The organism is Roseibacterium elongatum DSM 19469 (assembly GCF_000590925.1).
Taxonomy (GTDB): domain Bacteria; phylum Pseudomonadota; class Alphaproteobacteria; order Rhodobacterales; family Rhodobacteraceae; genus Roseibacterium; species Roseibacterium elongatum.
Genome location: NZ_CP004372.1, coordinates 1,523,178 through 1,541,808, shown reverse-complemented (window position 1 = coordinate 1,541,808; position 18,631 = coordinate 1,523,178). Strand labels below are relative to the sequence as shown.

The following is an 18,631-nucleotide window of genomic DNA, read 5'->3' as shown; positions in this document are numbered from 1 at the left end:
TAATCCTGAGTTACGATGTAGGCGGCGTGGCAACCGCCCACAAGCGCCGAAAGGGGCAGCCGCCCCCAAACGGGTTATTCCGCCGCAGCCGCTGCCGTCGTCGTCAGCGAGCCGCCGGCCTTTTCAACCGCGGCCACTGCCGCCTTCGAGGCGCCGGTCACGGTGATGGTCAGCTTGGAGGTCACCTCGCCTTTGGCAAGCACGCGCACGCCGTCCAGCTTGCGCCGCACCAGGCCCGATGCCACCAGCGCATCCTCGGTGATCTCGGCCCCCGCATCCAGCTTGCCGGCCTCGACGAATTTCTCGATCAGGCCGAGGTTCACAACAGCGAATTCCTTGCGGTTGGGCTTGTTGAAGCCACGCTTGGGAAGACGCTGGTAGAGCGGCATCTGGCCGCCCTCGTAGCCGGCGATGGCCACACCCGAACGCGACTTCTGGCCCTTGATACCACGGCCGGCGGTCTTGCCCTTGCCCGAGCCGGGGCCGCGGCCCACGCGTTTCTTGGTTTTCGTTGCGCCGGGATTGTCGCGCAGTTCATGCAATTTCATGTCGCTTCTCCTTGGCCGGAACCGCCCCCGAAGCGAGGTGGGACAGACACGGCTTTTCTTGATTGCTTGATGTGGCCCGGTCGGCCACCGGGGGCGTATAGGCGGAGTCGGACGCCAAGGCAAGCCCCAGCCCCTGGAACGCGAAACGCCCCCGGCATGCGGGGGCGGCTGCGATCTTGCAGTCGAAGGGCGGGGTCAGCCGCGCTCTTCGACGATCTCGACCAGATGCGGGATCTTGTTGATCATGCCGCGGACCGAGGGGGTATCCTCCAACTCGCGGGTCTTGTGCATCTTGTTCAGGCCCAGGCCGATCAGCGTCTTGCGCTGGATCTCGGGGCGACGGATCGGCGAGCCGATCTGCTTGACGACGATGGTCTTTGCCATGGGTCTCAGGCCTCCTCGGCGACTTGGCTGGATTCGGCCGGCGCTTCGTCACGCTTGGGCAGGATGTCAGCCACTTTCTTGCCACGACGCGCGGCCACCATGCGGGGCGAGCTTTCGTTGCGGAGGCCGTCCAGCGTGGCGCGGATCATGTTGTAGGGGTTCTGGGTGCCGGTCGATTTGGCGACCACGTCCTTGATGCCCAGCATCTCGAACACGGCGCGCATCGGACCACCGGCGATGATCCCGGTGCCTTCCGGCGCGGTGCGCATGACGACCTTGCCGGCGCCGTGATGGCCCTTGACGTCGTGATGCAGGGTGCGACCCTCTTTCAGCGGCACGCGGATCAGGTTGCGCTTGGCCTGCTCGGTCGCCTTGCGGATCGCCTCGGGGACCTCCTTGGCCTTGCCCTTGCCAAAGCCGACGCGACCCCGCTGGTCACCGACCACGACGAGCGCGGCGAAGCCGAAACGCTTGCCCCCCTTCACGGTCTTGGAGACGCGGTTGATCGCGACCAGACGGTCGGCGAATTCGGGGGTTTCCTCGCGCTCGTCGCGGCGGCGACCCCGGCGTTCGTTACGTTCTGCCATATGTGGCATCCTTTCAGTGTCTGGCGCGTCCCGCGCCCCTTGGTCCGATCGCAGTGGGCGCGATGCCCCCCGATCATCGAGGCGGCGAGACGCCACCCCGCCGCCTGCACATCTTACGTCGCCAGCATGGCGATCAGAACTTCAGCCCGCCGTCACGCGCGGCATCGGCCAAGGCCTTGATGCGCCCGTGATAGAGGAAGCCGCCACGGTCGAAGAAGCATTCCTCGACACCCTTGGCCTTGGCCCGCTCGGCGATGGTGGCGCCGATCTTGGCCGCGGCTTCGGCGTTGTTCTTGCCGACGACGCCGAGATCCTTTTCCAGCGTCGAGGCAGAGGCCAGCGTCACGCCGTTGGTGTCGTCGATCAGCTGCACGCTGATGTTCTTGTTCGACCGATGGACGGACAGACGCGGACGCCCACCCGCCAGGGTGCGAAGCTTGTTCCGGTTGCGCAGACGGCGCTTGAGGAACAGTTCTCGTTTGCTGAGTGCCATATCCGTCGCCCTTACTTCTTCTTGCCTTCCTTGCGGAAGATGTACTCATCCTTGTAGCGGATGCCCTTGCCCTTGTAGGGCTCGGGGGCGCGCCATTCGCGGATATTCGCCGCGACCTGGCCCACCAGTTGCTGATCTGCGCCCTCGACGACCACTTCGGTCTGCTTCGGGCAGGTGACGGTGACACCCTCGGGCACCGCGAATTCCACGTCGTGGCTATAGCCCAGCGACAGTTTCAGGGTGTTGCCCTGCATCTGTGCACGGTAGCCGACGCCCTGGATTTCCAGTTCCTTCTTGAAGCCGTCGGTCACGCCGGTCACCAGGTTCTGAACCATGGTGCGCGACATGCCCCACTGCTGGCGGGCGCGCTTGGACTTGCCGCGCGGGGTGACCGCAACGGTGTTGTCCTCGACCGCGATGGTGACATCGTCGGTCGCGGTGAAGCTGCGGGTGCCTTTCGGCCCCTTCACCTCAACGGTCTGGCCGGACACGGTGGCGGAAACGCCCCCGGGCAGCTCGACCGGTTTTTTACCAATACGAGACATTGCCAAACCTCCTTAGAAGACGGTGCAGAGCACTTCGCCGCCAACATTGGCCGCGCGTGCCGAGGCGTCCGACATCACGCCACGCGAGGTGGACACGATCGAGACACCCAGGCCCTGCCGGACCTGCGGGATGTCGCTGACGCCCATGTAGACGCGGCGGCCCGGCTTCGACACGCGCTTCAGTTCACGGATCACCGGGGTGCCCTCGTAATACTTCAGCGAGATGTCGAAGGTCGGGTGACCGTTCGCATCGGTGGCCTGTTCGTAGCCGCGGATGTAGCCTTCGTCGGCCAGCACGTCGAGCACGCGTGCGCGCTGCTTGGAGGCCGGGGTCGAGACCACGGATTTGCCGCGCATCTGTGCGTTGCGGATGCGTGTCAGCATATCACCAAGAGGATCATTCATCTCTCAAACCCCCCTTACCAGCTGGACTTGACCATGCCGGGGATCTGGCCGTTCGAGGCCAGATCACGCAGCTTGATCCGCGAGATTTTCAGCTTGCGGTAATACGCCTTGGGGCGACCGGTCAGCTGGCAACGGTTGTGCAGGCGCGTGGGCGAGCTGTTGCGCGGCAGTTTCGCCAGCTTGAGGCGGGCCTTGAAACGCTCTTCCATTGGCTTGTCTTCGTCGTTTGCGATCTCTTTCAGCGCGGCACGCTTGGCGGCGTATTTGGCCACCAGCTTCTGCCGCTTGAGTTCGCGCTCAACCATGGATTTCTTAGCCATGTGTCACTCTCCTCCCGCGATCAGCTGTTGAAAGGCATGTTGAAATGCTTCAACAGCGCCTTCGCTTCCGCGTCGGTTTTCGCGGTGGTGCAGATGATGACGTCGATGCCCCAGACTTCGTCGACCTTGTCGAAGTTGATCTCGGGAAAGACGATGTGTTCCTTGATGCCCATGGCGTAGTTGCCACGGCCGTCGAAGGCCGAGCCCTTCACGCCGCGAAAGTCGCGGACGCGCGGCAGGGCCACGGTGACCAGACGGTCAAGGAAGTCGTACATGCGGTCGCCGCGCAGGGTGACCTTGGCGCCCAGCGGCATGCCCTCACGGACGCGGAAGCCGGCGATCGACTTCTTTGCCTTGGTGATGACGGCCTGCTGGCCCGCAATCGCGGTCAGGTCTTCCTGGGCCGACTTGGCCTTCTTGGAGTCCTTCACGCTTTCGGCCCCGGCGCCGATGTTCAGGACGATCTTGTCCAGACGCGGGATCATCATGTCGTTCGAATAGCCGAACTCTTCCTTCATCGCGGCCTTGATCTGGTCGCGGAAGAGCGTCTTGAGGCGCGGGGTATAGGTGGCGGTATCAAGCATCGATCACGTCCCCCGTGGTCTTGGCGACACGCACCTTCTTGCCGTCTTCGATCTTGAAGCCGACGCGGGTGGGTTTGCCGTTGGCGTCCAGCAGGGCCAGGTTCGACAGCTGGATGGGCATCGGCTGCGGAATGCGGCCGCCCTGGCTGGACTGGCTTTGCTTGGTGTGGCGGATGGCGATGTTGATGCCGTCGACGATGGCCTTGCCGTCCTTGGGCATGACGGCGGTAATCTCGCCCTCTTTACCCTTGTCCTTGCCGGCCAGAACGACGACGCGGTCGCCTTTTTTCAGTTTCGCAGCCATCAGAGCACCTCCGGCGCCAGCGAAATGATCTTCATGAAGTTCTTCGCGCGCAACTCGCGAACCACCGGCCCGAAGATACGGGTGCCGATCGGCTCGTTGTTGTTGTTGAGGATGACGGCGGCGTTGCGATCGAAACGGATCGCGGTGCCGTCTTCGCGGCGAACTTCCTTGGCGGTGCGCACGACGACGGCCTTGCGGACATCGCCCTTCTTCACGCGACCGCGCGGGATGGCTTCCTTCACGGACACGACGATGATGTCACCCACCGACGCGTATTTCCGCTTGGACCCACCCAGAACCTTGATGCACTGAACACGGCGTGCGCCGGAGTTGTCAGCGACATCCAGATTGGTCTGCATCTGGATCATTTGGTTTCTCCCGACCTTTGGAGCCGCCTGATCAGGACATAAGGCTCCAGGGTTTCGCTAAAACAGGGGATGTGCGGGCGCGTCAGACGCGCTCGACCACCTCCCAGCGTTTCGTCTTCGACATGGGTGCGCATTCCTGAATGCGCACGGTATCCCCGACCTTGTACTGGTTGTCAGCATCATGGGCGCGGTACTTCTTCGACTTCCGGATCGTCTTTTGCAGAACCGGGTGCTTGAAGCGACGCTCGACCGACACGGTGACGGTCTGGGCGTTGGTGTCCGAGGTGACGGTGCCTTGCAGGATACGCTTGGGCATTCTCAGGCCTCCGTGCTTGCGGCGGCTGCCGCTTTCTCGTTCAGGATCGTTTTCACGCGCGCGGTATCGCGCTTGACGGCGCGCATGCGGGCGGTGTTCTCCAGCTGACCGGTGGCCTGCTGGAAACGGAGGTTGAAGGCCTCCTTCTTCAGCTGGACGAGCTGATCACGCAGCTGGTCCGGCGTCTTGTCACGCAGTTCATTGGCGTTCATCGCCTTGCTTTCCTCTCAATAACACCGGGGCGCCCCAAGGGAATCGGGTCACGCCAAATCCGGTGGATTTCGGAATGAGGGCGCCGGATACTCCGAGTCCCCCGATAAAGCAACCCCCGATGCCGGGTTTGCCCCCTTTTTGCGGGGGCACGGGCCGCGAAACGGGCGCAAGCCCCCTCGCCCCGCCCTGGCGCTTGCGGTATCACGCGGCCATGGCACAGATCAAATCGCTCTTCGCGACCCGTCTCTATCACGCGAAACTCTCCGACCTCGGTCAGCCCGTCGACGCGGAAGAGTTGGAAAACTCCTGCCTCGTCATCGCCGAGGATGACGAGGCGGGGCAGGACTGGTGCGAGGAAAACGGCTATCCCGGCTATACCTCTTACGCGTCGCTGACCGACCTGCCCTGGCGGTTTCCCATCTTCGCCGATCTGGTCAAGGTTCTGGACGCCCATGTCGCGGCCTTTGCCGCGGATCTGGAGTTCGACCTTGGCGAGGGCAAGCTGGTGCTGGAGGATCTGTGGATCAACATCCTGCCCGAGGGCGGGACCCATTCCAGCCATATCCACCCGCATTCGGTGATTTCCGGCACGACATATGTCGCCATGCCCGAGGGCACCTCGGCCCTCAAGCTGGAAGACCCGCGGTCGGCCATGATGATGGCCCGCCCCCACCCGCCGCAAGGGCGCACGAGAGGAATTGCAGCCTTTCATCTATGTGACGCCCGCCGTGGGCGATGTGCTGCTATGGGAGAGCTGGCTGCGCCACGAGGTACCGATGAACATGGCCGAGGACGAGCGCATCTCGGTCAGTTTCAACTACAAGTGGGTCTGATCGGAATTGCCGCAGGCCGGGCTCTGGCCGGCTGAGTGCTGATCGCTACCTCGTCCCGAAACGGATGGAGGCAACGACCATGGACGCGATCGCCCTGTTGACGGCGGCCGTGCTGCTTGGCGGCATGGTGTTTTTCAGTTTCGGCTTCGCGCCGGTGCTCTTCGCGCAACTGCCGATGGAGCGGGTGCGCCCGCTGCTGCGCGGCACATTTCCCTTTTACTACCTAGCCATCGTCGGCTTGTCGGCGGTCGCGGCCTCGCTCGCGGCCTTTGTCGATCTGACGGCCGCCGGCCTGTTCGCGGGGATCCTGTTCAGCACGCTCTATTCGCGCCAGATCCTGATGCACCAGATCAACGCGGCCACGGATCGTGACGATCAACCGGCTTTCAAGCGACTGCACGGCCTGTCGGTCGTGATCCAACTGGTGCAGATCGGGTTAGCGGGCTGGGCCGTGTTGCTGTTGTCCTGAGGCCGCGCCCCGCTGTCATATAAAGAAAAAACCCCCGGACGGGCCGGGGGCTTTCCATTCTCAACCGGGGTGCGGCGCGGACAGCTCTGCGAGACCGGCTCCGCCGCACCCGCGGGGATTGGTTTCACCAATCCTCGCGGACCACGGTGCGGGTCTTGATCGGCAGCTTCATCGCGGCCAGGCGCAGGGCCTCGCGGGCGACGGTCTCGGACACGCCATCGATCTCGAACATGATCCGTCCCGGCTTGACCTTGCAGGCCCAGTAATCGACCGAGCCCTTACCTTTACCCATCCGAACTTCGACGGGCTTCGAGGTGACGGGCAGATCGGGGAAGATCCGGATCCAGACGCGGCCCTGACGCTTCATGTGACGCGTCATGGCCCGGCGGGCGGCTTCGATCTGACGGGCGGTGACCCGCTCGGGCTGAAGCGCCTTGAGGCCGTAGGTGCCAAAGTTCAGATCCGACCCACCCTTGGCGTCGCCACGGATACGGCCCTTGTGTTGTTTGCGGAATTTCGTGCGCTTGGGTTGCAGCATCTCTCAAACTCCTCAGCGGTCGCGGCGCGGACGCGGCCCGCCGCCTTCCTGAAGCTCCGCATGACGACGATCGCGGGCACTGGGATCGTGCTCCATGATCTCGCCTTTGAAGATCCAGACCTTGATGCCGATGATGCCATAGGGCGTCTCGGCCTCGGACAGGGCATAGTCGATGTCGGCACGCAGGGTGTGCAGGGGCACGCGGCCTTCGCGATACCACTCGGTTCGGGCGATCTCGGCACCGCCAAGGCGGCCCGCGACGTTCACCCGAATACCCAGCGCTCCCATGCGCATGGCGTTCTGCACGGCGCGCTTCATGGCACGACGGAAGGACACGCGACGCTCGAGCTGCTGCGCGATCGACTCGGCCACCAGCTGGGCGTCCAGCTCGGGCTTGCGGACCTCGACGATGTTGAGGTGCAGCTCGCTGTCCGTCATCTTGGCCAGCTTCTTGCGCAGGGTTTCGATGTCTGCGCCTTTCTTGCCGATGATGACACCCGGACGGGCGGTGTGGATCGTGACGCGGCACTTGCGGTGCGGACGTTCAATGATGACCTTCGACACGCCAGCCTGCTTGCACTCTTCCTCGATGAATTCGCGGATCGCGATATCCTCGAGCAGGAGATCACCGTACTCTTTCGTGTCGGCGTACCAGCGGCTGTCCCAGGTGCGGTTCACCTGGAGGCGCATACCAATCGGGTTGACCTTGTGACCCATTATGCTTGCTCCTCGACCTGGCGAACCGTGATGGTCAGCTCGCTGAACGGCTTGTGAATACGGCCGAAACGACCGCGGGCGCGCGGACGGCCGCGCTTCATCACCAGGTTCTTGCCGACCCAGGCTTCGGCGACGACCAGTTCGTCGACGTCGAGACCGTGGTTGTTCTCGGCATTGGCGATGGCGGACTGAAGGCATTTCTTCACGTCCATGGCGATGCGCTTTTTCGAGAAGGTCAGGTCCGACAGGGCCTTTTCCACCTTCTTGCCGCGGATCATCGCCGCCACCAGGTTCAGTTTCTGGGGCGAGGTGCGCAGCATGCGCAGCTTGGCCATCGCCTCGTTATCCGCCACGCGGCGGGGATTCTTATCCTTGCCCATGGCTTACTTCCTCTTGGCTTTCTTGTCGGCGGCGTGACCGTAATAGGTGCGCGTCGGTGCGTATTCACCGAACTTCTGACCGATCATGTCCTCGGTGACGTTCACCGGGATATGCTTCTGGCCATTGTAGACGCCAAAGGTCAGGCCCACGAATTGCGGAAGGATCGTCGAGCGGCGCGACCAGATCTTGATGACCTCGTTGCGGCCCGACTCGCGGGATTTCTCAGCCTTCTTGAGGACGTAAGAGTCGACAAAAGGCCCTTTCCAGACGGAACGCGACATGTCTTAGCGCCCTTTCTTCTTGGCGTGCCGCGAGCGGATGATCAGCTTCTGGCTCGCCTTGTTCTTGTTGCGGGTGCGCTTGCCCTTGGTGTCGACACCCCAGGGCGAAACCGGCGTACGGCCGCCCGAGGTCCGACCTTCACCACCACCATGGGGGTGATCGATCGGGTTCATCGCGACGCCGCGAACGGCGGGGCGCTTGCCCATATGGCGGGTGCGGCCGGCCTTGCCGAAATTCTGGTTCGAGTTGTCGGGGTTCGAGACCGCGCCAACCGTTGCCATGCATTCCTGGCGAACCAAGCGCAGCTCGCCCGAGGACAGGCGGATTTGGGCGTAGCCACCGTCGCGGCCGACGAACTGGGCATAGGTGCCCGCGGCACGCGCGATCTGACCGCCCTTGCCGGGCTTCAGCTCGATGTTGTGGACGATCGTGCCGATCGGCATCCCCGAGAAGGGCATCGCGTTACCGGGCTTGATGTCGGCTTTGCTGCCTGCGACGACGCTGTCGCCAACGGCGAGGCGCTGCGGCGCCAGGATATAGGCCTGCTCGCCGTCCTGGTAACGGACCAGGGCGATGAAGGCGGTGCGGTTGGGGTCGTATTCGATACGTTCGACCGTGGCCGGAACGTCGAACTTGGTCCGCTTGAAATCGACGACGCGATAAAGACGCTTCGCCCCGCCGCCGCGGCGGCGTGCGGTGATCCGTCCGGTATTGTTCCGGCCGCCCTTTTTCGTCAGACCCTCGGTGAGGGACTTGACCGGGCGACCTTTCCAAAGCTCCGAACGGTCGATCAGAACCAGCCCACGCTGGCCCGGCGTCGTCGGTTTGTACGACTTGAGTGCCATGCTTTCTGTCTTCCGTTGCTTTGCGGGGGGTCAGCCCCGGTGGTGAAGGGCCCCGAAGGTCCCCGATTCTTTCAAAAACGACGGCCCCGGATGGTGCCGGGGCCGAAGCGATGTCGCCGTCTATTAAAGACCGGTCGACACGTCAATGGTGTTGCCCTCTTCGAGGGTCACATAGGCCTTCTTGACGTCCTTGCGCGTGCCGATCTGGCCGCGGAACCGCTTGACCTTGCCCTTGGTGACGACGGTGTTGACCGCCTTGACCTTCACACCAAAGAGCGTTTCGACCGCTTCCTTGATCTGCGGCTTGTTCGCGTCGATCGCGACTTCGAAAACCACGGCGTTGTTCTCCGACGCCATCGTGGATTTCTCGGTGATGATCGGCTTGCGGATCACGTCGTAATGTTCTGCCTTCACGCTCATTTCAGTCGAGCCTCCAGAGCTTCGACACCCGCCTTGGTCAACACGAGCGTGTCGCGCTTGAGGATGTCATAGACATTGGCACCCACCGACGGCAGCACATCGAGACCCTCGATGTTGCGCGCGGCCATGGCGAAGTTCTCGTTCACCTCGGCCCCGTCGATGATCAGGGCGCGCTTCCAGCCCAGTTCCTTGACCTGCTTGGCCAGGGCGCTGGTCTTGGGCGCGTCCATCGCGGCGGTGTCGATCACGACCAGTTCGCCCGCCGCCATCTTGGCCGAAAGCGCATGCTTCAGGCCCAGCTTGCGGAACTTCTTGGGCAGGTCGTGGGCGTGGCTGCGGGGCGTCGGGCCCTTGTAGATACCACCCTTGCGGAAGATCGGCGCGTTGCGGTCACCGTGGCGTGCGCCGCCGGTGCCCTTCTGGCGATAGATCTTCTTGGTCGAGTAGCTGGTCTCGGACCGGGTCTTGACCTTGTGCGTTCCGGCCTGCGCCTTGTTACGCTGCCAGCGGACGACGCGGTGCAGGATGTCGGCGCGCGGCTCAAGTCCGAAGACATCGTCGCCGAGCTCGACCGAACCGGCCGTGCCGCCGTCGAGTTTGATCACGTCGAGTTTCATTCCTCACCGTCCTTCTTCTCGGCTTCGATCTGGGCTTCGGCCTCTTTCAGCGCGGCCTCTTCGGCGGCTGCCGCTTCTGCGGCGGCGGCTTCTGCGGCGGCTGCTTCTTCGGCGGCTGCTTCGGCGGCGGCGGCTTCTGCGGCCTTGGCGGCCTCTTCAGCGGCCGACTTCAGCGCGGCGGGCAGAATGGCGTTTTCCGGGAACGGCTTTTTCACCGCATCCTTGATCGTCACCCAACCGCCCTTGGAGCCGGGAACGGCCCCCTTGACCATGATCAGGCCCCGCGCGGCGTCGGTCTTGACGACTTGCAGGTTCTGCGTGGTCACGCGGGCGGCGCCCATGTGGCCGGCCATTTTCTTGCCCTTGAAGACGCGGCCGGGGTCCTGACACTGACCGGTCGAGCCGTGCGAGCGGTGGCTGATCGACACACCGTGCGAGGCGCGCAGGCCGCCGAAATTGTGCCGCTTCATGGCACCGGCGAAGCCTTTACCGATCGAGGTGCCCGAAACGTCCACGAACTGACCTTCGAAGTAATGGTCGGCGGTGATTTCCTCACCCACACCGATCAGGTTGTCGGGGTCGACGCGGAACTCGGCCAGCTTCCGCTTGGGCGCGACAGACGCCTTTGCGTAATGGCCACGCATCGGCGCGGACACGCGCTTGGCCTTGGCGGCACCGGCACCCAACTGGACGGCGCTGTAGCCATCCGTGTCGGCGGTGCGCTGCGCCACGACCTGGCAGCCGTCCAGCGACAAAACGGTGACGGGAACCTGACGCCCGTCTTCCATGAACAGCCGGGTCATGCCCAGCTTCTTGGCGATCACTCCAGAGCGCAACATGTTGGTCACCCCCCTCAGACCTTGATCTCGACATCCACGCCGGCGGCGAGGTCGAGCTTCATCAGCGCGTCCACCGTCTGCGGGGTCGGATCGACGATATCGAGAAGACGCTTGTGGGTGCGGATTTCCCACTGGTCGCGGCTTTTCTTGTCAACGTGGGGGCCACGCAGAACGGTGAACTTCTCGATCTTGTTGGGCAGCGGGATCGGGCCGCGCACCTGCGCGCCGGTCCGCTTGGCGGTGTTCACGATTTCCTGCGTCGAGGCATCGAGAACCCGGTAATCGAACGCCTTGAGGCGGATCCGGATATTCTGGCTGGCAATCGCCATGATCTCATTCCTTTCAGTTGAGAGGAGGGAGCGTTGCCGCGCCCCTCGTCGAACCGGTTTCGTTTGGCCGGGCTGGGCACCGGCGAAGGCCGCGCAATATCGCGCGACCTTCGGCTTTTCAAGTCATCGATCGGACCGCCTGGAGGGTTTTTTGCACCCTCGCGTCGCGGCAAGGCGGCGCCGGCCATCGGCCGGCCCCCGGTTCACTCGATGATTTTCGAGACGACGCCTGCCCCGACGGTGCGGCCGCCTTCGCGGATGGCGAAGCGCAGGCCGTCTTCCATGGCGATCGGGGCGATCAGCTCGACCGAGAACTTCAGGTTGTCGCCCGGCATCACCATCTCCGTGCCCTCGGGCAGCGTCACCGTCCCGGTCACGTCCGTCGTGCGGAAGTAGAACTGCGGCCGGTAGTTGGCGAAGAACGGCGTGTGACGGCCACCCTCTTCCTTCGTCAGAATGTAGGCCTCGGCCTCGAACTTCGTGTGCGGCGTCACCGAGCCCGGCTTGCAGAGAACCTGGCCACGCTCGACGCCGTCACGGTCCACACCGCGCAGCAGGGCGCCGATGTTGTCGCCCGCTTCGCCGCGATCCAGCAGCTTGCGGAACATCTCGACGCCCGTGCAGGTCGTCTTGGTGGTGTCCTTGATGCCGACGATCTCGATCTCGTCGCCCACGTTGATCACGCCACGCTCGACACGGCCCGTCACGACCGTGCCGCGGCCCGAGATCGAGAACACGTCCTCGATCGGCATCAGGAACGGCTGGTCCACGGCGCGCTCGGGCGTCGGAATGTACGCGTCGACCGCCGCCATCAGCTCCTTGATCTTCTCTTCGCCGATCTCGGGATCACGCCCCTCCATCGCCGCCAGAGCCGAGCCGGCCACGATCGGAATGTCGTCGCCGGGGAAGTCGTACGAGCTCAGCAGCTCGCGGATTTCCATCTCGACCAGTTCCAGAAGCTCTTCGTCGTCGACCTGGTCCACCTTGTTCATGAACACCACCAGCGCGGGAACGCCCACCTGGCGGGCCAGCAGGATGTGCTCGCGCGTCTGCGGCATCGGGCCGTCGGCCGCGTTCACCACCAGGATCGCGCCGTCCATCTGCGCCGCCCCCGTGATCATGTTCTTCACGTAGTCGGCGTGGCCGGGGCAGTCGACGTGGGCGTAGTGGCGCGCGTCCGTCTCGTATTCCACATGCGCCGTCGAGATCGTGATCCCCCGCGCCTTCTCCTCGGGCGCACCGTCAATCTGGTCATACGCCTGAAAATCACCGAAATACTTCGTGATCGCCGCCGTCAGCGTCGTCTTGCCATGGTCAACATGGCCAACCGTGCCGATGTTCACATGCGGTTTGTTACGTTCAAACTTTGCCTTTGCCATGATGGCCTCCTTGACTTGGTGCGGGCCGGCGCAGCGACCCTACGGTGTGGGGCGGGCGGCGCGACCGCCCCGCCGTTATGCGTATTTCGACTGGATCTCTTCCGAGATGTTCTGCGGAACCGGCTCGTAATGGTCGAACTGCATCGTGAACTGCGCCCGGCCCGAAGACATCGAGCGCAGCGTGTTGATGTAGCCGAACATGTTGGCCAGCGGCACGAAGGCGTTGATCGCGATGGCATTGCCGCGCGGTTCCTGCCCGGTCACCTGACCGCGACGCGAGGTGAGGTCGCCGATGATGCCACCGGTGTATTCCTCGGGCGTCACGACCTCGACCTTCATCATCGGTTCCAGCAGCTTGGCGCCGGCCTTTTTCAGACCTTCGCGCATGGCCATCCGCGAGGCGATCTCGAAGGCCAGAACCGACGAGTCGACATCGTGGAACTTGCCGTCGATGAGCGCCACCTTGAAGTCGATCACGGGGAAGCCGGCCAGCGGGCCGCTATCCATCACCGACTTGATGCCTTTTTCGACGCCCGGGATGTATTCCTTGGGCACGGCACCGCCGACGATGCGGGACTCGAACGAATAGCCTTCGCCCGCCTCGGTCGGCGAGATGATGAGCTTGACCTCGGCGAACTGGCCCGACCCACCCGACTGTTTCTTGTGGGTGTAGGTGTGTTCGATCTCGTGACCGATGGTCTCGCGATAGGCCACCTGCGGGGCGCCGATGTTGGCCTCGACCTTGAACTCGCGCTTGAGGCGGTCGACCAGGATGTCGAGGTGAAGTTCGCCCATGCCCTTCATGATGGTCTGCCCCGACTCGAGGTCGGTTTCGACGCGGAAGGACGGGTCTTCGGCGGCCAGACGGGCCAGACCCTGGGACATCTTTTCCTGGTCGGCCTTGGTCTTGGGCTCGACGGCGATCTCGATCACCGGATCGGGGAAGGTCATCGTTTCCAGAACGACCGGGTCCTGCGCGTCGCACAGCGTGTCACCGGTGGTGGTCTCTTTCAGACCGGCCAGCGCGATGATGTCGCCTGCGAAGGCTTCTTCGATCTCTTCGCGATTGTTCGAGTGCATCATCATCATGCGACCGATGCGCTCTTTCTTGCCCTTGGTCGAGTTGAGGATCGAGTCGCCCTTCTTCATGATGCCCGAATAGATCCGGGTGAAGGTCAGCGAGCCGACGAACGGGTCGTTCATGATCTTGAAGGCCAGACCGGCGAACGGCATGTTGTCATCGGCACGGCGGGCGATGTTGCGGGTTTCTTCCTCGTCGCCGGGTTTGAAGCCCATGTAATCGACCACGTCCAGCGGGCCGGGCAGGAAGTCGATCACGGCGTTAAGCAGCGGCTGCACGCCCTTGTTCTTGAAGGCCGAGCCACCCAGAACCGGCACGAAGGACAGGTTCAGACAGCCCTTGCGCACCAGCTTGCGCAGGGTGTCGACATCGGGCTCTTCGCCTTCGAGATAGGCCATCATGGCATCGTCGTCTTGCTCGACGGCGTTCTCGATCAGCTTGGCGCGCCATTCGTCGGCCGTGGCCTTGAGTTCGTCACGGATCGGCTGACGCGTCCAGGAGGCCCCGAGGTCTTCGCCGACCCAGGTCCACTCTTCCATGGTGATGAGGTCGACGATGCCTTCCAGCTTGTCCTCGGCCCCGATCGGGAAGTTGACCGGAACGGGGGTCGCACCGGTGCGGTCCTTGATCATCTGCACGCAGTTGAAGAAGTCGGCGCCGATCTTGTCCATCTTGTTGACGAAGACCAGACGCGGCACCTTGTAGCGGTCGGCCTGACGCCAGACCGTTTCGGTCTGGGGCTCGACACCGGCGTTGCCGTCGAGCAGCGCCACGGCGCCGTCGAGCACGGCCAGCGACCGCTCGACCTCGATGGTGAAGTCCACGTGGCCGGGTGTGTCGATGATGTTGAAGCGATGCTTCTCGGTCTGGGCGTCGGTGCCCGTTTCGGTGCGTTCCCAGAAGGTGGTCGTCGCAGCCGAGGTGATGGTGATCCCCCGCTCCTGCTCCTGCTCCATCCAGTCCATCGTCGCTGCGCCATCATGCACCTCGCCGATCTTGTGGGACTTGCCGGTGTAGTAAAGGATGCGCTCGGTCGTCGTGGTCTTGCCGGCGTCGATATGCGCCATGATCCCGAAATTGCGGTAGCGCTCGAGCGGATAATCGCGTGCCATGGGGGTGTCCTCAGGCTTGGGTGGGGTGAATTACCAACGGTAGTGGCTGAACGCCTTGTTGGCGTCGGCCATCTTGTGTGTATCTTCGCGCTTTTTCACGGCGGACCCGCGCGAGTTCACGGCATCGACCAGCTCACCGGCCAGACGCTCTTCCATGGTGTTTTCGTTGCGCGCGCGCGCGGCGTTGATCAGCCAGCGGATGGCCAGGGCTTCGCGACGCTCGGGGCGCACTTCGACGGGCACCTGGTAGGTGGCACCACCCACACGGCGCGAGCGAACCTCGACCGCCGGCTTGATGTTGTCGAGCGCCTCGTGGAACACCTCGACGGGTGCGCGCTTGAGGCGGCCCTCGACGCGATCGAACGCGTTGTAGACAATGGTTTCTGCGACCGACTTCTTGCCGTCGATCATCAGGTTGTTCATGAATTTGGTCAGAACGCGGTCGCCGAACTTGGCGTCGGGCAGGACTTCGCGTTTTTCTGCGCGGTGACGACGGGACATGGCTGTATCCTCTTACTTCGGCTTCTTGGCGCCGTATTTCGAACGACGCTGCTTACGATCCTTGACGCCCTGGGTATCCAGAACACCGCGCAGGATGTGGTAGCGCACACCGGGAAGGTCTTTCACACGACCGCCGCGGATCAGGACCACCGAGTGCTCCTGAAGGTTGTGGCTTTCGCCGGGGATGTAGCTGATCACCTCGTAACCGTTGGTCAGGCGCACCTTCGCCACCTTCCGCATGGCCGAGTTCGGCTTTTTCGGGGTGGTGGTGTAGACGCGCGTGCAAACGCCACGTTTTTGCGGGCAGCTTTCCAAGTGCTGGGACTTGGACCTTTTAACTTTGGGCTGCCGCGGCTTGCGGATCAGCTGTTGAATCGTCGGCATTCGGTTCCCCGTCTTGCTCACTCATGTCAGATGGCGCATCGCTTGCACGAAAACACCAAACCCGCATGCATCCCTTCCCTACCTGGAGGACGCTGCGGCGGAATTCTCAGAGGATCGGGGCACCAAAACGGCCCGGATCGTGACCACTCAATTCTGTAGCTCGGCCATGCGAAACACCCGGAAACGCCCGGCCAAGTGGCGCGGGGTATAGGTGGAGTCGCCGCATGTGTCAACAGCACGCCGAGGCGCCGGTTTCTAGCCGTGATCCAGAGCCTGCCACGCCATCGCGAACGCGTCCAGATCAATATCGAATCGGGTTTTCAGAAGGGCACCCAGATCACCCGGCGCATTGGCGACCGGGGCCGTCGCATTCCACGGTGTCCTGGCATCGTTCGTGGCATGGTCGCCGCGAATGAACATCACCTGCTCGGTCAGGCTGACGAAGGGCACGCGATGCCAGATCTTGTGATGCGGAAAGTCCATGATGGTGCCCGTATCGTCCGGGCGCAGATAGAGGGCAAGGCCCGGCGTCCAGCACATGGTCAGGAACAGATGCGGCACGATCGCGCCGGTGTCGCATGCCTCGAGCACCATGCCCTTGCCCTGATCCAGGGCCAGCCGGCCGGTTGCAGACACAAGTTTCCTGACGCGCGGCCAGTTGCGGCGGAGCGATTGCACGTAATTCACCGCCACCGCGTCGTCATCGTCGAGCCGGAACTCGGCGACGGTCGCGGCTTGCGGATCGCGACCGGCCCAAAGCACCTCGCGGCAGACGGATCGATGATCGCCTGCGGCTCGAAACACCGGGACAATCTGGGGCAAATCGGCGATCAGGCGCATCAGCCGGTCGCGCCAGGGCTGGGGGAAATCCTCGCCCAGTAACAGGTGCAGGGTGAAATCCTTGTCCGTCTGGGCCCGCAGCGCCGGCAGGGCCACGTGCTCGAACCATGTCAGGCGCTGGTCCAGCCGGATCGGCGAATAAAGGGCGGCGCGTCGCTCCTCGAGATCTTCATGGTACTTCTTGAACCCACCCGTGCAGGGAAACGAGAACCGGCACAATCCCTGAACCTGCACGCGGTCAACCATGCGCCGCCCCGTCCCGCTCGTGCCGCGCGGCCCGGCGCAGCGCCCGCTCGCGCAGCAGGGTGTAGATCCCTGTTCCCATCACGACCGCCGCCCCGCAAAGGGCCAGGGCATTGGGCCACTCGCCAAACACGGCCAACCCCAGCACGAGCGCGAAGACGAGCGAGGTGTATCGGAACGGGGCCGTGAACCCCACCTGCCCCACCCGCATGACAAGGATGGAAAAGACATAGCCGCCGATGATGAAGACCGAGGCCAACGAGATCAGCCCGGCCTCGCGCCAGCCGATCGGCGCCCACGGTTCGAACGCCGAGGCGACGCCGCCAAAGACACAGACCGCGGCCGCCGTGATGACGGCCACGGTGCTGCTGGGGACCTCGGCGCTGAAGGAGCGCGTGGCCATTTCGCGCCCGGTGATCAGCAGGACGGCCACCAAGGCAAACAGCGAGTAGGCGTTGAACCCATCCGTTCCCGGTTGCACGATCATCATTACACCGGCAAAGCCCACGCCCACCGCCGTCAAGCGACGCCACCCCAACGGTTCGCGGAATACCAGCGCTGCGGCCAGGGTCACCGTCAGCGGCAGGGCCGACAGGATCGCTGTGGCGTTGGCTATGGCCATGTTCACCAGCGCCGTCAGAAAGAACACCATGGCCGCCACCTCGAACACGGTGCGCCAGATCACCCGCCCCCGATCGCCGCGCGGGATGCGAAAGCTGAGCCGACCAAAGGCCGCCACGGTCATCGCCATCAGCGCGGTCGTCAAAAGCCCGCGCAGGAACACGATCTGGAACAGCGGCACATCGTCGGCCAACAGCTTGACGCAGGCATCATTCAAGGTGAAGGACGCCATGCTGGCCATCATGTACAGCGCCCCGCGCAGGTTCGAGGCGTCGGTCATTCGGCTTCCTGCTGCAATTCGGCCATCTGGGGGATGATCTTTTTCGGTGCCAGCGCAAAGCGCTTGCGCAACAGGTTGCGGGCCTGCCAGTCGGGCAAGGCCCGCGCGCCCGGCGGGATCGAACGGTCGCTATCGTTATGTCCATGCAAGGTGCGCACGAACATGTAGTCGTTGGGGTCGATCCAGCAGCGCACATGCGACGCCAGTTTTCTGTGATTCCACCGAAAGATATTGGCGGTGCTGTCCAGCGTCGTGATCATGGCGCTGGCCAGACCCAGGGGCTCTTTCTCGGAAAAATCGTAGAAGCGTTCATTCTCGGGGCGGTTCATGTCCCAATAGACGCCGCGATGAAAACACACGGCAGCGGGGGTCTCGGCATCCGCCCAGCCAAGGTCAATCAGTTTGTCGGCAATCGCGCGCGTGCGTTCGATATAGTCGATGGCGACGGCGTCGTCGTCGTCGATGCGAAACCCGGTGATGAAATCCGGCTCGCCATCCACGCCGCGCCGAAACGCGCGGCGGGTCGAGTTGAGCGGCCCCGCCGCCTCGAGCGTGCAAACCTCGAGAAACGGGTAGACCCCCATCAACCCTTTGAGCCGCTTGCGCCAGCGATAGGGCATGGTGTCCCCGATCAGGGCGACAAGGCGAAAATCGGGGTCGGTTTGGGCGGCCAGCGAGGGCAGGCAGATATTCTCGAAATACGCAAAGCGGCGGCGCATGCGCGCAATGGCATAAAGCTCTTGCTGGGCCTTTTCGAAACCACCCTTCTGCGTGACGAAGCCCCCTTCGCCCAAGTAGGAAAAGCGGCATACACCCACGATCTGGTTTTCGGCGCCCATGTCACCCCGTGCAC

The 18,631-nt window shown here is 63.5% G+C and carries 30 protein-coding genes; 2 read left to right on the top strand and 28 right to left on the bottom strand.

Features of this window, described 5'->3' with window-relative positions:
* Nucleotides 1-74 precede the first annotated feature (74 nt).
* The 12 genes from rplO to rpmC form a co-directional block, all read right to left on the bottom strand.
* A complete protein-coding gene (gene rplO / locus ROSELON_RS07425; protein ID WP_025311787.1) occupies nucleotides 75-548 on the bottom strand; it encodes a 50S ribosomal protein L15 in 474 nt (157 codons plus the stop codon).
* A gap of 195 nt (nucleotides 549-743) precedes the next feature.
* Nucleotides 744-932 carry a 50S ribosomal protein L30 gene (rpmD, locus tag ROSELON_RS07420; RefSeq protein ID WP_025311786.1) on the bottom strand — a complete coding sequence of 63 codons (189 nt, stop codon included), beginning with the start codon at nucleotides 930-932 and terminating at the stop codon, nucleotides 744-746.
* A gap of 5 nt (nucleotides 933-937) precedes the next feature.
* Entirely contained in the window at nucleotides 938-1,519 is a 582-nt protein-coding gene (rpsE, locus tag ROSELON_RS07415) for a 30S ribosomal protein S5 (RefSeq protein WP_025311785.1), read from the bottom strand.
* A 133-nt stretch (nucleotides 1,520-1,652) separates the two neighbouring features.
* A complete protein-coding gene (rplR, locus tag ROSELON_RS07410) occupies nucleotides 1,653-2,012 on the bottom strand; it encodes a 50S ribosomal protein L18 (protein ID WP_025311784.1) in 360 nt (119 codons plus the stop codon).
* Between the two features lie 11 nt (nucleotides 2,013-2,023).
* Nucleotides 2,024-2,557 carry a 50S ribosomal protein L6 gene (gene rplF / locus ROSELON_RS07405; protein WP_025311783.1) on the bottom strand — a complete coding sequence of 178 codons (534 nt, stop codon included), beginning with the start codon at nucleotides 2,555-2,557 and terminating at the stop codon, nucleotides 2,024-2,026.
* 12 nt (nucleotides 2,558-2,569) lie between these two features.
* Nucleotides 2,570-2,962, bottom strand: coding sequence for a 30S ribosomal protein S8 (gene rpsH, locus ROSELON_RS07400; RefSeq protein ID WP_025311782.1), 393 nt, complete (start codon nucleotides 2,960-2,962; stop codon nucleotides 2,570-2,572).
* 14 nt (nucleotides 2,963-2,976) lie between these two features.
* On the bottom strand, nucleotides 2,977-3,282 hold the full coding sequence (gene rpsN, locus ROSELON_RS07395) for a 30S ribosomal protein S14 (RefSeq protein ID WP_025311781.1): 306 nt from the start codon (nucleotides 3,280-3,282) through the stop codon (nucleotides 2,977-2,979).
* A 20-nt stretch (nucleotides 3,283-3,302) separates the two neighbouring features.
* Nucleotides 3,303-3,866 (bottom strand): 50S ribosomal protein L5, encoded by a 564-nt coding sequence (gene rplE / locus ROSELON_RS07390; protein WP_025311780.1) that lies wholly within the window; start codon nucleotides 3,864-3,866, stop codon nucleotides 3,303-3,305.
* Nucleotides 3,859-4,170: a 50S ribosomal protein L24 gene (gene rplX, locus ROSELON_RS07385; RefSeq protein ID WP_025311779.1), complete on the bottom strand. Its 312-nt coding sequence runs from the start codon at nucleotides 4,168-4,170 to the stop codon at nucleotides 3,859-3,861. The genes rplE and rplX overlap by 8 nt, the downstream gene beginning before the upstream one ends.
* Nucleotides 4,170-4,538: a 50S ribosomal protein L14 gene (gene rplN, locus ROSELON_RS07380; protein WP_011567679.1), complete on the bottom strand. Its 369-nt coding sequence runs from the start codon at nucleotides 4,536-4,538 to the stop codon at nucleotides 4,170-4,172. Before rplN ends, rplX begins: the two co-directional genes overlap by 1 nt.
* A gap of 82 nt (nucleotides 4,539-4,620) precedes the next feature.
* Nucleotides 4,621-4,854: a 30S ribosomal protein S17 gene (rpsQ, locus tag ROSELON_RS07375; protein ID WP_038650285.1), complete on the bottom strand. Its 234-nt coding sequence runs from the start codon at nucleotides 4,852-4,854 to the stop codon at nucleotides 4,621-4,623.
* A gap of 2 nt (nucleotides 4,855-4,856) precedes the next feature.
* Nucleotides 4,857-5,066, bottom strand: a complete 210-nt coding sequence (gene rpmC, locus ROSELON_RS07370; protein ID WP_025311777.1) for a 50S ribosomal protein L29 — start codon at nucleotides 5,064-5,066, stop codon at nucleotides 4,857-4,859.
* Between the two features lie 212 nt (nucleotides 5,067-5,278).
* Between rpmC and ROSELON_RS07365 the strand changes: the two genes are divergently transcribed.
* Nucleotides 5,279-5,935 (top strand): TIGR02466 family protein, encoded by a 657-nt coding sequence (locus ROSELON_RS07365; RefSeq protein WP_455363791.1) that lies wholly within the window; start codon nucleotides 5,279-5,281, stop codon nucleotides 5,933-5,935.
* 44 nt (nucleotides 5,936-5,979) lie between these two features.
* Nucleotides 5,980-6,369, top strand: a complete 390-nt coding sequence (locus ROSELON_RS07360; RefSeq protein WP_025311776.1) for a DUF4149 domain-containing protein — start codon at nucleotides 5,980-5,982, stop codon at nucleotides 6,367-6,369.
* A gap of 124 nt (nucleotides 6,370-6,493) precedes the next feature.
* On the opposite strand, the gene rplP is transcribed toward ROSELON_RS07360, so the two are convergent.
* From rplP to ROSELON_RS17425, 16 genes are all read right to left on the bottom strand, one after another.
* The gene (gene rplP / locus ROSELON_RS07355) at nucleotides 6,494-6,907 is read right to left on the bottom strand and encodes a 50S ribosomal protein L16 (RefSeq protein WP_025311775.1); all 414 of its coding nucleotides are present in this window, start codon (nucleotides 6,905-6,907) and stop codon (nucleotides 6,494-6,496) included.
* Nucleotides 6,908-6,919: 12 nt separating this feature from the next.
* Entirely contained in the window at nucleotides 6,920-7,624 is a 705-nt protein-coding gene (rpsC, locus tag ROSELON_RS07350; RefSeq protein WP_025311774.1) for a 30S ribosomal protein S3, read from the bottom strand.
* Entirely contained in the window at nucleotides 7,624-8,004 is a 381-nt protein-coding gene (rplV, locus tag ROSELON_RS07345; RefSeq protein WP_025311773.1) for a 50S ribosomal protein L22, read from the bottom strand. The genes rpsC and rplV overlap by 1 nt, the downstream gene beginning before the upstream one ends.
* A gap of 3 nt (nucleotides 8,005-8,007) precedes the next feature.
* Nucleotides 8,008-8,286, bottom strand: coding sequence for a 30S ribosomal protein S19 (rpsS, locus tag ROSELON_RS07340; RefSeq protein ID WP_025311772.1), 279 nt, complete (start codon nucleotides 8,284-8,286; stop codon nucleotides 8,008-8,010).
* Nucleotides 8,287-8,289: 3 nt separating this feature from the next.
* Complete coding sequence (gene rplB / locus ROSELON_RS07335) at nucleotides 8,290-9,132, bottom strand: 50S ribosomal protein L2 (RefSeq protein WP_025311771.1); 843 nt, start codon at nucleotides 9,130-9,132, stop codon at nucleotides 8,290-8,292.
* A gap of 123 nt (nucleotides 9,133-9,255) precedes the next feature.
* Nucleotides 9,256-9,552: a 50S ribosomal protein L23 gene (locus ROSELON_RS07330; RefSeq protein ID WP_025311770.1), complete on the bottom strand. Its 297-nt coding sequence runs from the start codon at nucleotides 9,550-9,552 to the stop codon at nucleotides 9,256-9,258.
* Nucleotides 9,549-10,169, bottom strand: coding sequence for a 50S ribosomal protein L4 (rplD, locus tag ROSELON_RS07325; protein WP_025311769.1), 621 nt, complete (start codon nucleotides 10,167-10,169; stop codon nucleotides 9,549-9,551). The genes ROSELON_RS07330 and rplD overlap by 4 nt, the downstream gene beginning before the upstream one ends.
* Nucleotides 10,166-11,008, bottom strand: coding sequence for a 50S ribosomal protein L3 (gene rplC / locus ROSELON_RS07320; RefSeq protein ID WP_038651155.1), 843 nt, complete (start codon nucleotides 11,006-11,008; stop codon nucleotides 10,166-10,168). The genes rplD and rplC overlap by 4 nt, the downstream gene beginning before the upstream one ends.
* A 14-nt stretch (nucleotides 11,009-11,022) precedes the next feature.
* Nucleotides 11,023-11,331, bottom strand: a complete 309-nt coding sequence (gene rpsJ / locus ROSELON_RS07315) for a 30S ribosomal protein S10 (protein WP_025311767.1) — start codon at nucleotides 11,329-11,331, stop codon at nucleotides 11,023-11,025.
* Nucleotides 11,332-11,540: 209 nt separating this feature from the next.
* Nucleotides 11,541-12,716 (bottom strand): elongation factor Tu, encoded by a 1,176-nt coding sequence (gene tuf, locus ROSELON_RS07310; protein ID WP_025311745.1) that lies wholly within the window; start codon nucleotides 12,714-12,716, stop codon nucleotides 11,541-11,543.
* A 75-nt stretch (nucleotides 12,717-12,791) separates the two neighbouring features.
* Complete coding sequence (gene fusA / locus ROSELON_RS07305; RefSeq protein ID WP_025311766.1) at nucleotides 12,792-14,909, bottom strand: elongation factor G; 2,118 nt, start codon at nucleotides 14,907-14,909, stop codon at nucleotides 12,792-12,794.
* A 30-nt stretch (nucleotides 14,910-14,939) separates the two neighbouring features.
* The gene (gene rpsG, locus ROSELON_RS07300; protein WP_025311765.1) at nucleotides 14,940-15,410 is read right to left on the bottom strand and encodes a 30S ribosomal protein S7; all 471 of its coding nucleotides are present in this window, start codon (nucleotides 15,408-15,410) and stop codon (nucleotides 14,940-14,942) included.
* A 12-nt stretch (nucleotides 15,411-15,422) separates the two neighbouring features.
* Nucleotides 15,423-15,794 (bottom strand): 30S ribosomal protein S12, encoded by a 372-nt coding sequence (gene rpsL, locus ROSELON_RS07295; protein ID WP_025311764.1) that lies wholly within the window; start codon nucleotides 15,792-15,794, stop codon nucleotides 15,423-15,425.
* 255 nt (nucleotides 15,795-16,049) lie between these two features.
* Entirely contained in the window at nucleotides 16,050-16,880 is an 831-nt protein-coding gene (locus ROSELON_RS07290; RefSeq protein ID WP_084613724.1) for a putative rhamnosyl transferase, read from the bottom strand.
* On the bottom strand, nucleotides 16,873-17,778 hold the full coding sequence (locus ROSELON_RS07285; RefSeq protein ID WP_025311762.1) for a DMT family transporter: 906 nt from the start codon (nucleotides 17,776-17,778) through the stop codon (nucleotides 16,873-16,875). Before ROSELON_RS07285 ends, ROSELON_RS07290 begins: the two co-directional genes overlap by 8 nt.
* Nucleotides 17,775-18,617 carry a glycosyltransferase gene (locus ROSELON_RS17425; RefSeq protein ID WP_025311761.1) on the bottom strand — a complete coding sequence of 281 codons (843 nt, stop codon included), beginning with the start codon at nucleotides 18,615-18,617 and terminating at the stop codon, nucleotides 17,775-17,777. Before ROSELON_RS17425 ends, ROSELON_RS07285 begins: the two co-directional genes overlap by 4 nt.
* Nucleotides 18,618-18,631: the final 14 nt, after the last annotated feature.

Excerpts from the sequence above, each read along its gene's own strand:
- rplO (WP_025311787.1), bottom strand. The coding sequence starts at position 548 with ATGAAATTGCATGAACTGCGCGACAATCCCGGCGCAACGAAAACCAAG.
- rpmD (WP_025311786.1), bottom strand. The coding sequence starts at position 932 with ATGGCAAAGACCATCGTCGTCAAGCAGATCGGCTCGCCGATCCGTCGC.
- rpsE (WP_025311785.1), bottom strand. The coding sequence starts at position 1,519 with ATGGCAGAACGTAACGAACGCCGGGGTCGCCGCCGCGACGAGCGCGAG.
- rplR (WP_025311784.1), bottom strand. The coding sequence starts at position 2,012 with ATGGCACTCAGCAAACGAGAACTGTTCCTCAAGCGCCGTCTGCGCAAC.
- rplF (WP_025311783.1), bottom strand. The coding sequence starts at position 2,557 with ATGTCTCGTATTGGTAAAAAACCGGTCGAGCTGCCCGGGGGCGTTTCC.
- rpsH (WP_025311782.1), bottom strand. The coding sequence starts at position 2,962 with ATGAATGATCCTCTTGGTGATATGCTGACACGCATCCGCAACGCACAG.
- rpsN (WP_025311781.1), bottom strand. The coding sequence starts at position 3,282 with ATGGCTAAGAAATCCATGGTTGAGCGCGAACTCAAGCGGCAGAAGCTG.
- rplE (WP_025311780.1), bottom strand. The coding sequence starts at position 3,866 with ATGCTTGATACCGCCACCTATACCCCGCGCCTCAAGACGCTCTTCCGC.
- rplX (WP_025311779.1), bottom strand. The coding sequence starts at position 4,170 with ATGGCTGCGAAACTGAAAAAAGGCGACCGCGTCGTCGTTCTGGCCGGC.
- rplN (WP_011567679.1), bottom strand. The coding sequence starts at position 4,538 with ATGATCCAGATGCAGACCAATCTGGATGTCGCTGACAACTCCGGCGCA.
- rpsQ (WP_038650285.1), bottom strand. The coding sequence starts at position 4,854 with ATGCCCAAGCGTATCCTGCAAGGCACCGTCACCTCGGACACCAACGCC.
- rpmC (WP_025311777.1), bottom strand. The coding sequence starts at position 5,066 with ATGAACGCCAATGAACTGCGTGACAAGACGCCGGACCAGCTGCGTGAT.
- ROSELON_RS07365 (WP_455363791.1), top strand. The coding sequence starts at position 5,279 with ATGGCACAGATCAAATCGCTCTTCGCGACCCGTCTCTATCACGCGAAA.
- ROSELON_RS07360 (WP_025311776.1), top strand. The coding sequence starts at position 5,980 with ATGGACGCGATCGCCCTGTTGACGGCGGCCGTGCTGCTTGGCGGCATG.
- rplP (WP_025311775.1), bottom strand. The coding sequence starts at position 6,907 with ATGCTGCAACCCAAGCGCACGAAATTCCGCAAACAACACAAGGGCCGT.
- rpsC (WP_025311774.1), bottom strand. The coding sequence starts at position 7,624 with ATGGGTCACAAGGTCAACCCGATTGGTATGCGCCTCCAGGTGAACCGC.
- rplV (WP_025311773.1), bottom strand. The coding sequence starts at position 8,004 with ATGGGCAAGGATAAGAATCCCCGCCGCGTGGCGGATAACGAGGCGATG.
- rpsS (WP_025311772.1), bottom strand. The coding sequence starts at position 8,286 with ATGTCGCGTTCCGTCTGGAAAGGGCCTTTTGTCGACTCTTACGTCCTC.
- rplB (WP_025311771.1), bottom strand. The coding sequence starts at position 9,132 with ATGGCACTCAAGTCGTACAAACCGACGACGCCGGGCCAGCGTGGGCTG.
- ROSELON_RS07330 (WP_025311770.1), bottom strand. The coding sequence starts at position 9,552 with ATGAGCGTGAAGGCAGAACATTACGACGTGATCCGCAAGCCGATCATC.
- rplD (WP_025311769.1), bottom strand. The coding sequence starts at position 10,169 with ATGAAACTCGACGTGATCAAACTCGACGGCGGCACGGCCGGTTCGGTC.
- rplC (WP_038651155.1), bottom strand. The coding sequence starts at position 11,008 with ATGTTGCGCTCTGGAGTGATCGCCAAGAAGCTGGGCATGACCCGGCTG.
- tuf (WP_025311745.1), bottom strand. The coding sequence starts at position 12,716 with ATGGCAAAGGCAAAGTTTGAACGTAACAAACCGCATGTGAACATCGGC.
- fusA (WP_025311766.1), bottom strand. The coding sequence starts at position 14,909 with ATGGCACGCGATTATCCGCTCGAGCGCTACCGCAATTTCGGGATCATG.
- rpsG (WP_025311765.1), bottom strand. The coding sequence starts at position 15,410 with ATGTCCCGTCGTCACCGCGCAGAAAAACGCGAAGTCCTGCCCGACGCC.
- rpsL (WP_025311764.1), bottom strand. The coding sequence starts at position 15,794 with ATGCCGACGATTCAACAGCTGATCCGCAAGCCGCGGCAGCCCAAAGTT.
- ROSELON_RS07290 (WP_084613724.1), bottom strand. The coding sequence starts at position 16,880 with ATGGTTGACCGCGTGCAGGTTCAGGGATTGTGCCGGTTCTCGTTTCCC.
- ROSELON_RS07285 (WP_025311762.1), bottom strand. The coding sequence starts at position 17,778 with ATGACCGACGCCTCGAACCTGCGCGGGGCGCTGTACATGATGGCCAGC.
- ROSELON_RS17425 (WP_025311761.1), bottom strand. The coding sequence starts at position 18,617 with ATGGGCGCCGAAAACCAGATCGTGGGTGTATGCCGCTTTTCCTACTTG.